This is a genomic window from Chlorobium ferrooxidans DSM 13031 (assembly GCF_000168715.1).
Taxonomy (GTDB): domain Bacteria; phylum Bacteroidota; class Chlorobiia; order Chlorobiales; family Chlorobiaceae; genus Chlorobium; species Chlorobium ferrooxidans.
In genome coordinates this window covers 78890-91982 of record NZ_AASE01000007.1, presented here as the reverse complement: position 1 = coordinate 91982, position 13093 = coordinate 78890, and the positions used below count along the sequence as shown (strand labels likewise).

Here is a 13093-nt window from a genome sequence, read left to right as displayed (position 1 = left end):
GAATGAGTTGCTTGAATCAACCTCGCCGCCATTGCGATGAAGTATGTAAAACCTCAGCCAAGATCGAATCGATCAAGCTGCATGACCTTGTTCCACGCTGCCAGAAAGTCGTGTACAAACTTTTCCCGGGAGTCGTCACTTGCGTAAACTTCCGCCAGTGCCCTGAGCTGGGAGTTCGAACCAAAAACCAGGTCTACACGAGTGGCGGTCCACCTGAGTTCCCCTGTTTTGCGGTCACGACCTTCAAATATGTCATGGGCTTCAGAGACCGCCTTCCACATCGTGCTCATATCGAGCAGATTGACAAAAAAGTCGTTGGTGAGCGTTTCTGTCCGTTTTGTGAAGACGCCATGCGGTGACTGCATGAAGTTGGCATTCAGGACGCGCATTCCTCCAACGAGCACGGTCATCTCGGGAGCGGTCAGCGTCAGCAGTTGCGCCTTGTCAATCAGAAGCTCCTCTGCCGATAATGAAAAGCTGGTTTTCAGGTAGTTGCGGAACCCGTCTGCAGCTGGTTCGAGTACGCCGAAAGAGTCTACATCGGTCTGTTCCTGTGACGCATCCGTGCGCCCGGGTATGAACGGTACGATCACCTTGTATCCGGCATTTTTTGCGGCTTTTTCAATACCTGCACATCCACCCAGGACAATCAGGTCAGCGAGCGAAACCTTTTTCCTCCCTGATTGAGCATTGTTGAACTCATTGCGGATTTCTTCAAGTATCTGCAGCACATTCTGCAGTCTGAGAGGCTGATTAACTTCCCATTCCTTCTGCGGGGCGAGCCGGATGCGTGCACCATTGGCTCCTCCGCGCTTGTCGGAGCCGCGGAACGTTGACGCCGATGCCCATGCTGTCGAGACCAGTTCCGAAATCGAAAGACCAGATGCAAGAATCCTCTTCTTGAGATCGATGATCTCCTCCGCATCTATCAACTCATGATTGACAGCAGGCACAGGATCCTGCCAGATCAGATCTTCCTCCGGGACCTCTATACCGAGATAACGGGAGCGTGGGCCCATGTCGCGGTGCGTCAACTTGAACCATGCCCGAGCGAAAGCGTCAGCAAACTCGTCGGGATGTTCATGGTAACGTCTTGCGATTGGTTCGTAAATCGGGTCCATGCGCATCGCCATGTCTGCAGTGGACATCATGGTCTTGACCCGTCTTGAAGGATCGTGTGCGGCTGGCGCGAGTTCTATATCGACCAGATTTTTCGGCGTCCACTGCCATGCGCCTGCAGGGCTTTTCGTGAGTTCCCATTCGTGGTTGAACAGCATATCGAGATAGCCCGTGTCCCAGTGGGTCGGGTTTGTCGTCCAGGACCCTTCCAGACCGCTGGTCATTGTTTCGTCCCCCTTGCCGCTGCCGAACCTGCTGATCCACCCAAGGCCCTGTTCTTCGATGCCGGCACCCTCTGGTTCGGGTCCCATAAGCTTCGGATCACCTACGCCATGACATTTTCCAAACGTATGTCCGCCGGCGATGAGCGCTACCGTCTCCTCGTCGTTCATTGCCATGCGTGCGAAAGTTTCGCGAATGTCCCTGCCTGAAGCGACCGGATCGGGTTTGCCTTCCGGTCCTTCCGGGTTGACATAGATCAGGCCCATCTGCACTGCTGCGAGGGGTTTTTCGAGTTCCCGGCCGCCGGAATAACGTTTGTCGCCAAGCCATTCGGCCTCTGAGCCCCAGTAAATGTCTTCTTCGGGCTCCCAGACGTCCTCACGGCCGCCACCGAAACCGAAGGTCTTGAATCCCATCGACTCCAGCGCGCAATTACCAGCCATGATCATGAGGTCGGCCCATGAGATTTTCCTGCCGTACTTCTGCTTGATAGACCAAAGAAGTCTGCGTGCCTTGTCGAGGTTGGCATTGTCGGGCCAGCTGTTGAGGGGGGCGAAGCGTTGTGAGCCGGACCCTGCGCCGCCCCTGCCGTCGCCTGTACGATACGTGCCGGCACTGTGCCACGCCATACGGATAAAGAGTCCGCCATAGTGACCATAGTCAGCCGGCCACCAATCCTGCGAATCGGTCATCAGCGCATAGAGATCTTTCTTCAGTGCTCCCAGGTCCAGTTCCCTGAATTTCTCGGCGTAATTGAACCCTTCATCCATCGGATTGCTCAGGGAAGAGTGCTGATGAAGCATTTTGAGGTTCAACTGGTTTGGCCACCACTCCCGGTTTGTCTTGCTGCCTGTGGTAGCGATTCTGCCCGTTTTACCTGTTACCGGGCACTTGCTGTGTTCATTCATAATGGATCTCCCATTGGTAGTGTGGAGTAATGATCAATGCATCTCTTATGGAATAGTTTTCCGCTACCCATTCTGCTGATCAGGTGAACGTGTTGCAGCTTTCGCCTCATTTTTAAGTGTACTACTTCTGTAACGCTGCGAAAAGCCTGTTAGTGCCGAAACGTCCAAGGTGATGTCGCAATTAAAAAGATAAAAACAGAATAAAAGAAGTTGGATTGTAGACGGTTCAGTTTTCAATTATTGACACTTCTTTCATGACATTCAGTTCTACGGTAAATAGCTTTTTTGAGTCAATGGGACATGACTTCGGAAAACCAGATCCATCTGCTTCTTGAAAAAAAGTTTTGCTGCGCCTAACTCATTAATGCCTGGCACCCGCAGGCTTTTTTTATTTCCCATTGAAACAGAAGCAGCAAGAAGGGAGGCCTGGAATCAGTAACACGAAATTCGTTGAGTAAGGGGCAACTCAGATGGCTGGCGGTCATTGGTGCATTGATGACCTTGTGCAGGACACCATAGCCGCTGAAGATGAGCTGCATCAGGCGGTCAGCAACAGTGAAGATTGATACAACTCAAGTAAGTTTGCTGAATATGACGTATATTTGCCGATGCTCTAACAATTTAGGAACTTATAGAACTATGGGTTGTAAAGAGCGGTCTTATGCCGATCCATCTAATTATTAGTTATGCATTTCCGGAGATCATATGATGAGCCTTTCGTATCTCGAATATAGAATTGAAGAGATTGTTAGAAAAACGGTTGCAGGGTCTTTTCCTCTCGATTGGAAAGAAGATCCGATCACCCATCAAATTCTGAAAGAATTCCGGAGCAGTTTTCATTCATTGTCTATTTCAGAGGGGCGAATTCCAACCAATATCAATTGGGAAGTCTACAAATTTCATGGGAAACGGGAAACCGCCCACGGCGACATTGGCTTACTTTTTCAGTTTCATCTTCCTCAGGGTGGATTTATCGAGGGTGCTGGATTTATTGAGGCAAAGTTGAGGGGCAGGGAGACATCGAAATTTTTGCAGGTGCGGCATGAGCAGGTAACGCGAATTTTGGCAAGATCACCGCATAGTATGTTGATGCTTTATGACTACAACCCTGTCGCTGTCGTTGATAACACAACGGCCTTTGATGATGATATTGAATACTACATGCTCAAACGGCATGGTTTCCGATCACGCGCATCTGTGACCCATGCTCCAGTTTTACCGCTCTCCGTTGCCAGTGCTATCAACCACTACGATGACTCATTGTATCAATTTTGTAATTCACTGTCGAGTCAGATAACAAGACGGTATTTCCAGATGCGTGATCTTGATTTTTCGAGTTCTGCGGTTAAGGCCGTCAAGGGATTTCCTTCAGATATTGGCAGTCCAAATTATGTGATGGTGATAAGAGTAATGCCTCAAAATCTTGGTAAAATAGATGGGGAAAACTCTGAAGGTTTGATTAACACCAATATGTATTTCAGAATTGAGTAGGCATAGAATAACCTGTCATTCGAAAGGGAAAGCCCAGAAGCGGGCGGCCCCTCAATTTTTACATTATGTGTAATAAATTGAACAGATAGATAAAATGAAATTCGCACTTATAAATGGTGATAAAGCTGAAGCTACAAAAGGAGCAAAGGGATTCTGTCCGAGTTGTGGTGCAGAATTAATTGCTAAATGTGGAGAGGTTAAAGTTAATCATTGGGCACATAAGGGGGGGCGTAGCTGTGATCCATGGTGGGAAAATGAAACCAACTGGCACCGCTCATGGAAAGGAAATTTTCCTGTAGATTGGCAAGAAGTAATACATTGTGACGGTAGCGGTGAAAAGCACATCGCAGATGTAAAAACACAAACCGGATATGTGCTGGAATTTCAACACTCCTATCTAAATCCAGAAGAACGCCGTTCACGTAATGCATTTTATTCTAAACTTGTTTGGATCGTTGATGGGACTAGACGAAAAACGGACAAACTACAGTTTGAAAAAGCAATAAAAGAAGAAAGCGTTGCTGTATTTAAAGAACCACTTATATTACGAGTACACTTTCCAGAGGAATGCAGGTTATTGAAAGAATGGCATGATAGCAACGCGCTTGTATTTTTTGATTTTCAAGAAACGAAAGAAATAAATCAGTCAAAGCTATGGTTTCTATTTCCTGAGATAGCAACTAGCGAAGCCTATATATCGCCATTTTCGAAGCAAATATTTATAGAAATGCATAACGAAAATAAATTCGAAGAAATGGTAATAAATATAATTTTGCCGATTCGCAAAGAACTGATGAACGCTATGCAAATTAGGCGCAAAAATATTGAATATGGTCATCCAAGTAGTGTGTCTGGATTTGAGCGGTATAAGGCAAATAAGCAACGAGGGCGAGGACGTTTATAGATAAATTAATGTAAAAAATAAAACACAACAAGGCGCCAAAACCGACGCAAAAAATCTGTGCGGTTGAACTTAATCGTTATATAACAGAGGATAAACAATATGAGTAACAAAATACTATATTTTCCGTATATCAACGTTCCCGATACAGCGTGGTTTAGTCGAATGCTTTTATACTGGGACGAAGTTGGGGCTATCATCCCTTATGATTTTATTGATAATCCAGAAAAATTAAATTGTCATACGAGAAGTTTGGTTACAGAAGAATTAATTCAGCAAATCATTCCCAGTCAATATCTATGGAAAATTCCAAACTTCCGTAATGCATTCACTCATTACCTTACACAATTTGATGCAAGTATTCTTGATAAAAGAAGGAGCGCTTTTATTGATCAACGAATGTTTAAAATTCATATTGAAAAAATGGAAGGCATTGAAAGCGATTTGGTCGACCTTAAGTTAGCCAAACGAATTGATTATGCTTGGTATTACGTGGAAAAAGATACAGCAATTGAATTTATGTCTTATCTTGCAGCTACTCTTGGTAAAATTAGTGAGTTAGATTTTGCCCCAACAACAGACGATATAAGTTATTTGAATAAATTTCTTTCATCTAGCGGAAGCGTAATTGCTACGGAAAGAATATTAGAAAAATTGCGATTAGAAGTTTTGAGCGATATTCTTCCAGCCCCTACTCGTAGGCTTTCGGCATTTGAAATAAAAAATTTTAAAGATTCACATCATAATGACTTGAAATCTTTTAGAAATAATGTTGAAAGAGAGCTTATTACAATAGCCGATATAAACGACCCGGAATTAAAAAAACGTAGAATTGAATTATTTAAGGAAGAATCTGCTGACCAAATTGAATTGATTATTGATGCAATGAAAAAGAGTGGATTTGGGAATATAGGATTAAGTAAAGTAGGTGCAATAGTTTCTGCAGTCCCTGGTGTAAGTTCATTAGTTGGATTAGCAAATGCAGTTCTTGATGCTTTTAGAAAAGAAGATATTTCAAGAATAAATCCAAATTTTTTGTATGCAGCATTTGCACAAAAAGAATTATTAGTAAAAAGTTAGCTGTTGTATAACAAGTTCTTCAAGCCGACAGTTTTGACCGTAGCGGTCTTTGTATGTTTATAAAGTTGCATTATAAAAACAAGTTACTCTTTGAGTATGGTTAATATGATGAATTAATAAATAATTATCGACATTCGTTATCATAGCTGCATTGCTGTGTTGGGCGACTGCTTAAAAAAAACGTCGTTACCCATCAATCACGAAGGACAACACTGTATGCCAGACCTAAAGCATACAGATTAATCAATTTTCACTCAAAGACTTACGAGAATGCTTTTGAAGGCAGTTCTTGCGAGGGCTAGGCCGTCATGCAACCCAGCTTGAACTTGATATCAATTCAATGACAGAAGCGTTTGCTGTTTTTGTGCAGCTCTGGTTTGCCCATACCCCGAGTATCGGCGAGAATGAAAAAGATGCAGCAAGAAGGGAGGCCTGGAATCAGTAACAGAAATTCGTTGAGTATGTGGCAACTCAGATGGCTGGCGGTCACCGGTTTATCGATGATCTGGTGCAGGACACCATAGCCGATGAAGATGAGCTGCATCAGGCGGTCAGCAACAGTGAAGATTGATACAACTCAAGTAAGTTTGCTGAATATGACGTATATTTACAGACATTCGAGCTATTCAAGAACTTTTGGAGTTACGGGTTGTAAGCAGCGTTTTTATACCGATCCATATAAGACCCTGAAATAAAAAGAGATTTATGGTATAAGCGGCTTAAAATATAGAAATTAACGGTGTTTTATATGGTTTTGAATTTGCGGGTTATATGAGTTAGAATTAACAAATTTGCAGTATAGGCGAATCCATCTAATTATTGTTAGGGCCCACATGAAAGCGGCTGCGGAGCACACAAGGCTTCTTGAGGTAATGGAGTGGATAGACGTGCGCACGACGAACTTGTCGCTGCCTGCCGATGAGCGATCCTTGGTTGCCGTCGGTTGCTTTGACGTCGCAATTGAACATCAGGCCGCGATTGCGCTCCTGCATTCGTCGGAACTCCATGGCTCAGAAATGGCGCTTCTTCGGGTGCTCGCCGAGTCCCTCGTTCGCGGAATGTGGCTTCTCCAATGTGCCACTGACAAAGAGTTGCAGAAGTTCAAGAAGGGGAAACTCGATAAGAGCTTCGCTGAACTTATTGGAGAGATTGAAGGCAAGATCGGTACACCCAACGGTGTTCTGTCACGTTTCAAGGAAACGGCGTGGTCCGCCCTGAACGGCTTTACGCATACGGGATTCCATCAGGTATCACGTCGGCACTCGGGAGGGAGAGTCGAGGGAAATTATTCCGAGGAAGATCTTGCTAATGCTCTCGATGTGGCGGGAGCGCTTGGGCTCATTGCAGGAGGTCAAGTCATTGGCATGTCCGGCCGACAGGAACTTCTGCCCGAATACTTTACGCGTTTGGAAGCTTATGCGAAGCGTGAGCCCTAACCCTACAGTTGAGCGGACCTGCGCAAAACGCCGCGCAGACCGCTCACTTTCACGTTATGCATCACAAAAAAGGAGGATATATGTCTGGAAATCCAATCGACAAACTAAATGTCGCGTTTGACAAATACGATCAGAAACAAACTGAAATCAAAAATGAGGTCGAAAGGAAAAAAACTGAGCATGAAATATATTTAGAAAATTTCAAGCAAAAGTGTGCAGACGTCATCAGGCCAACCATGGAGGAAATGGGCAATATTATCAAAGGAAGAGGTCATCGGTTTGAAATAAAACAGAATGACGAAAGTATCGATCATGATAAAAAAACAACAGCTGCAAGGATAGATCTTGAAATATATCCAGAAGGAAAACAGCCTGATTACATCAATCGAAGTTTCCCACATATATCTTTTATTGCTGGCACGTACGACAACAAAACTTATACCCACGTTAGCACAATGATGCCCAGTCGAGGTGGTTCAGCTGGTAAGCGATATGAGTATGAACTGCCTAAAATCACAAAAGAAGTAGTACAAGAAGAAATCGTTAATTTGATAACTGAATGCTTTACGAAATAACAAATACATAACAAATGGGTCAACCTGACCGCCGGGAGCAACGTTGCGCTAATCGCGTATAGTTCAGTGGCGGCGGCAGGTTACTCTTGGCGTTATGCATTGTCACTTGCTTTGGGAGGTACCAAATGACTGGTAATGAAATACTTGCATTAATTGCTGCTTTCGCCAGCGGCTCTGTGGGTACTGGCATCCTATCGAATGTACTTTATGATGGCGTAAAAAATGTGTATGCCATTTTGCCAATCACAGACGCTAGAAAGAAGGCGATTTCAAAGAGATGGAATGGCAACTTTACTCAGGGTGGAAAAAGCTATTCGATCAATCTAAACCTTAAGGTGAAGAGAAAACTAATAGTTGGTTATGGGCAATACACAGATGGCACCCAACAGATATCTCTTGTGGTTGCGGGAGGATTTTATCGAGATGACCATTTGCATCTTAGTTACAAGAATAAAGATGTCTCCGTATTTCAGCATGGCCTTATCGTTTTATATGTCCCCCATAATCCCCAAAAACTTACTGGAAAATTTGTGGGGATCGGCCGTGATAGCAATCAAATTGTTGGTGGGGACATTGAACTCAATGTATAACCCTAGGTTCAATACGGGCATCCGCCTGTCTGCCCGCATGCGGGCGAACAAGCGGATGAGCAGTGCTCCGTGCCATCAAATAAACTTTTCGTCGCGGAGCACTGCTCATCCGCGAACACGTTAGGCGTCACGGACGTGAGCCTGTAAAACGGGATCACTTGGCTGTGGCAAAAATGATTCTTTAACTCATCCGGATTACCGCTTCTTCGGGCAGAATGGTCAGGGACCATGTCTGCATGGATTTATCCGGATTTTTTGAAGCAAACGCTGTCGGGGGTGAGCAGTACCATGCTGTCGGAAATAATGAATAAACCCTTTCGGGTATACAAGTGGCTTATTCATTTGAATTTATACCCGTTCAGGTATCTATATGGCTATGAATGATCTCTCTGAATTTGTTCGTGGACAGACGAACGTCTTTGAACCATGACCCAACCGGAACTGCTCGCAAAAGCCGGTACAGGGCTTCATTTTATTCGCGATCTTGAGCAGGGGAAGAAAACGTTGCGCATGGATAAGGTCAATCAGGTGCTGAGCCTGTTCAGATATGAACGAGGTCCTGTCGAGCAGGAAAGGTGTGGAACCGTCTGATCGACAACAGTTTTCCTGACAAGAGGATGCAAACAGTCTACAGGCAACTCATTGTGGCTAAATTTTGTCAACTCAATCTGATCGACTGAGACTCCTTTTGCTGATTCGGTTCAGGATCGGAGCAATCCTTGTTTCGAATCTTCTGTCGTCCACATCCCTTCCTCAAAGCCCGCCACCCGCAGGCTTTTTTTATTTCCCATTGAATCAGAAGCAGCAAGCAGGGATGCCTGGAATCAGTACCAGAAATATGTCGAGTATTCGGCTCCCGGATGGCGGTTGGTCATTATTGTTGCGGTTCGGATGACGTGTTATTTCCCCTACAGACAGGCAAAATGATGAGATATTTGCCATAAAAGCCAAAAAAAGAGCAAAGTTATTTTATCGATTACAGGCTAACTGAAATAATTTATTCACGTTTTTAAACTATAAATGTTACTTTTTTGTTGGAGTGATAAATAACTGTAAAGTATTATATATAAATAATATACGGATATGATTTTTATATATAAAAAATATATAAAATGACGAAAAAAGAGTAGATGAAGAGCCGGAAAAGTATTGTTTTCAGTATTGAAAAAGCACGTATTGAATCCGAAAAGAGCGCTATCGTGACGATGAAACAGAGTGAGCATACGTGTGGATTGTCTGAACGCAAACTTGTATGATGGTTTATAATCGCCGTAGTCCTGTTCAAGGTTCAATGAAAGTATGCCTCTCTATTTGGTTGTATGGTGAGTTATTGGTGTAATATGGCAGGAATTGGTTTTTCAGCACGATGTGAAGAAGATCAGGTCATATGAATTCGCACAGATTACATTTTATCCGGCTCGGAAAGCATCTCAAGTCAGTCAGGCTTCCCGACAGGTTTTGTGCGATCGACGCTCTTTCTGATGTTTTTTCATTCGGGAAGCTGTGCAGATTATGCGTTTCTCTCCTGCTTCTTATAGGCCTCACCGGTAACTCTGTTTTGGCCAAAACTGCTGCAGAGGTTTTTGCGCAGGTATCAGAGTGTGTTGTGGTGATTCACAACTATGATAACAGCAACAAATTGCAAAGTCTGGGCAGTGGTATTGTAATCTCCTCCGGCCATGTTATTACCAACTATCATGTTATTGAAAAAGCAGGTCGTCTGACGGTTCTCTATCAGGGAAAAGAGTATCCTGCAAGACCGGGTTATACCGATCGCTTCCGTGATGTCTGCTCACTTGATGTATCCGGTCTTGAAGCATCAAAACTCATTCCGGGTGATACCAATCAGCTCAAGGTTGGCTCAAAAGTCTATGCCATAGGCGCACCCCAGGGTTTGGAACTTACCTTTTCTGACGGCATTATTTCCGGTTTGCGGGATGTGGACAAAGGTCACTATATCCAGACCACGGCACCGATATCACTTGGTTCAAGCGGCGGCGGCCTCTTTGATGAAGAGGGCAGATTGATAGGCATTCCGACCTATTTTTTCAAGCAGGGTCAGCAGTTGAATTTCGCACTGCCGGTTGAGTGGATCATAGACCTGCCTAACCGCCATGCTGTTGCCAATCAGGTAAACAGAGTGGATTCGGACTGGACCTATCAAGTCAATTCGCTTGAAGAAAAGCAGGATTGGGGCGGAATGATTGTTCTCTGTACAAAGTGGACCACGCAGGTCCCTTCAAGCAGCGACGCATGGGGGTATTTGGGGTTTGCTCATCTCCAGAAAGGAGATTTGGCCCTGGCTATAGATGCCCTGCAGAATGCGATCAGGATTCGTCCTGATTATGCGCACTACTGGGCTGATCTCGGGATTGCCTATGGGCGGGAAGGTGAGACCGTCAGGAAAATTGAGGCCTATCGTCAGGCTGTACGAATAAACAATGACTTTGCTCTCGGCTGGATCAATCTTGGTATTGCCTATGTCCAGAACGGAGATTTTGACAAAGCTGTAGATGCTTACCAGCAGGCGGTGCGTATTAACCCTGATGATGCATCTGTCTGGTTCAATACAGGGCTTGTCTGTCGTGATGCGGGTCAGGCAGCAAAGGCGGTCGATGCTTTTGAACATGCAGTACGCATAGCCCCTGAAAATGCCCAATACCGGCTGAAATTAGGTGAAGCATACGGGTTGATTGATCAGAGGGCCAGACAGATTGAGGCATATAATGAGGCTCTGCGTATCAAGCAGGATTATGATGATGCATGGGTAAGCCTTGGTGTTGTCTATGGCATTGCCGGCAGAGAGGCTGAAGAGCGGGAGGCTTATCTGAAAGCGCTTCGCATCAATCCGGGTCATAATGCTGCCCTGTTCAACCTCGGCAAGGATTACCTGGAGCACAATAACCGGGAGGAGGCCCGGGAGATCTATTCCCGTCTCAAGCGGCTCAACCCCGAGCTTGCCCAACTGTTTTTTACTGACTTCAACAAGCTGATGTTCCCGAGGAGAATCCTGTAAGCCCCCCTTATTTTCAGGGTATAGCCGCCTGGATTCATTCTGGCCTGTAATAAAGAAGTGATATTGTCGTCTTTCTTTATTACTTTAATCTTTAAAGCGTTTTGATATGAATCCGGACAGCTAATCTCCTTTGCAGATGAACGCGCACGAAAAACAACTTTTTGATTGCGCAATTTTTCGGTCAGCTGGAACTTCTTCTGATCAATCCAGCTTGATCTCCTGTCTGAAACAGCTCTCTTTCCTGTTGCTTTATGCAACGTTTTTCATAATCTCTGCACCCCTTCCGGCAAAGGCCAAAAATGCAGCCGAGGTATTTGCGGAGGTTTCAGGCAGCGTCGTGGTCATTCATAACTATGATAAAAGTGAGAAGCTGCAAAGCATTGGCAGCGGTGTTATACTCTCTTCCGGTAAAGTGGCTACCAACTATCATGTTGTCGAGCCGACAGGAAAACTTACGGTTATTTACAAGGGGAGGGAGTATCCTTCCAAACTTCTCTATTTCGATCGATTCAGGGATGTCTGTTCACTCAGCGTTCCGGGTCTGCCGGAATCGAAACTCCTCCTGGGAACTACCCGCGAGTTGAAGACAGGCGACAAGGTCTATGCTCTTGGAGCTCCTCAGGGGTTGGAATTGACCTTTTCTGACGGCATTATATCGGGCTTGAGGCCTGTAGATAAGGGGTTTTATATCCAGACTACCGCGCCGATATCAGCAGGATCGAGCGGGGGCGGGCTGTTTGATGAAAATGGACGGTTGATAGGTTTGCCAACCTATTTTTTCAAACAGGGCCAGCAGTTGAATTTTGCCCTGCCGGTCGAATGGATTCTCGACCTCCCAAACAGGATTGCAGTGCAGAACAACACTATTTTATCCGCCGATCTTGGCAATGTGTATCAAGTCAATGCACTGGAGGAGCGACAGGATTGGGGGGGGATGATATTGTTTTGCAAGAACTGGATAAAACAGATGCCGGGAAGTGGAGAGGCCTGGGGATATCTGGGCTTTGCCTACCTGCAGCGAGGGGAGTTATCGCTCTCTATTGATGCATATACCGAAGCAATCCGGCGTCGTCCGGACTATGCGCAATACTGGGTTGATCTCGGGGTTGCCTACGGACGGGAGGGGCAGAAGCAAAAAAAGATTGAAGCCTACCGTCAGGCAGTCCGGCTAAACAGTGAATATGCTGTCGGATGGTTCAATCTCGCCATGGCCTATGTCCAGAATGGTGAAACAGACAAAGCCATAGCGGCTTATCAGCAGGCGGTACGCATTACTCCTCGTGACGCATCTGCATGGTATCGTTTAGGGCTGGTCTTCAGTGACGGGGGGCAGTTCGACAAAGCGGTCAAGGCTTACCTTCAGGCAGTGCGCATCACTCCGGAAAATGCCAACTATCTCCTGAGTTTAGCCAGAGCTTATGGTCATGCTGCTCAGCCATCCGAAGCGTACGAGGCCTACAAGTCGGCCCTGCGCATCAACCCGGATTATACTGATGCATGGGTTTATCTTGGTATTTCTTATGAGAATGATCACCGGAAAGAGGAGGCTTTGCATGCCTACACGGAGGCCCTGCGCATCAATCCGGATCACAATACAGCGCTTTTTAATCTGGGCAGATTCTATCTGGAAACCGGTTCTGTTGAGAAAGGAATGGCGGTTTATGGCCGTTTAAAGCATCTTAACCCCGAGATGGCGCAGCTGTTTTTTAATACGTTCTACAAATTCATGTTTCCAAAAAATGCGTTGTAGCATGG

The 13093-nt window shown here is 45.4% G+C and carries 10 protein-coding genes and 1 pseudogene; 10 read left to right on the top strand and 1 reads right to left on the bottom strand.

Annotation, left to right across the window (positions count from 1 at the left end; all coding sequences use genetic code 11):
• Nucleotides 1-53 precede the first annotated feature (53 nt).
• Nucleotides 54-2249 carry a catalase/peroxidase HPI gene (gene katG / locus CFERDRAFT_RS05520; protein ID WP_006366222.1) on the bottom strand — a complete coding sequence of 732 codons (2196 nt, stop codon included), beginning with the start codon at nucleotides 2247-2249 and terminating at the stop codon, nucleotides 54-56.
• 705 nt (nucleotides 2250-2954) lie between these two features.
• Between katG and CFERDRAFT_RS05515 the strand changes: the two genes are divergently transcribed.
• From CFERDRAFT_RS05515 to CFERDRAFT_RS11685, 10 genes and pseudogenes are all read left to right on the top strand, one after another.
• Nucleotides 2955-3740 (top strand): hypothetical protein, encoded by a 786-nt coding sequence (locus CFERDRAFT_RS05515; RefSeq protein WP_006366245.1) that lies wholly within the window; start codon nucleotides 2955-2957, stop codon nucleotides 3738-3740.
• 94 nt (nucleotides 3741-3834) lie between these two features.
• The gene (locus CFERDRAFT_RS11695) at nucleotides 3835-4644 is read left to right on the top strand and encodes a competence protein CoiA (protein ID WP_006366244.1); all 810 of its coding nucleotides are present in this window, start codon (nucleotides 3835-3837) and stop codon (nucleotides 4642-4644) included.
• 99 nt (nucleotides 4645-4743) lie between these two features.
• On the top strand, nucleotides 4744-5721 hold the full coding sequence (locus CFERDRAFT_RS05505; protein WP_006366243.1) for a hypothetical protein: 978 nt from the start codon (nucleotides 4744-4746) through the stop codon (nucleotides 5719-5721).
• A gap of 289 nt (nucleotides 5722-6010) precedes the next feature.
• Entirely contained in the window at nucleotides 6011-6166 is a 156-nt protein-coding gene (locus CFERDRAFT_RS12350; protein WP_156778009.1) for a hypothetical protein, read from the top strand.
• Between the two features lie 388 nt (nucleotides 6167-6554).
• Nucleotides 6555-7157, top strand: coding sequence for a DUF6988 family protein (locus CFERDRAFT_RS05500; protein WP_006366221.1), 603 nt, complete (start codon nucleotides 6555-6557; stop codon nucleotides 7155-7157).
• 56 nt (nucleotides 7158-7213) lie between these two features.
• Nucleotides 7214-7732 carry a hypothetical protein gene (locus CFERDRAFT_RS05495; RefSeq protein ID WP_232209766.1) on the top strand — a complete coding sequence of 173 codons (519 nt, stop codon included), beginning with the start codon at nucleotides 7214-7216 and terminating at the stop codon, nucleotides 7730-7732.
• 125 nt (nucleotides 7733-7857) lie between these two features.
• The gene (locus CFERDRAFT_RS05490; protein ID WP_040433238.1) at nucleotides 7858-8322 is read left to right on the top strand and encodes a hypothetical protein; all 465 of its coding nucleotides are present in this window, start codon (nucleotides 7858-7860) and stop codon (nucleotides 8320-8322) included.
• Between the two features lie 376 nt (nucleotides 8323-8698).
• Nucleotides 8699-8913, top strand: a pseudogene (locus CFERDRAFT_RS05485) (transcriptional regulator).
• Nucleotides 8914-9709: 796 nt separating this feature from the next.
• Nucleotides 9710-11338, top strand: a complete 1629-nt coding sequence (locus CFERDRAFT_RS11690; protein WP_006366219.1) for a tetratricopeptide repeat protein — start codon at nucleotides 9710-9712, stop codon at nucleotides 11336-11338.
• A gap of 244 nt (nucleotides 11339-11582) precedes the next feature.
• The gene (locus tag CFERDRAFT_RS11685; protein ID WP_232209765.1) at nucleotides 11583-13088 is read left to right on the top strand and encodes a tetratricopeptide repeat protein; all 1506 of its coding nucleotides are present in this window, start codon (nucleotides 11583-11585) and stop codon (nucleotides 13086-13088) included.
• Nucleotides 13089-13093: the final 5 nt, after the last annotated feature.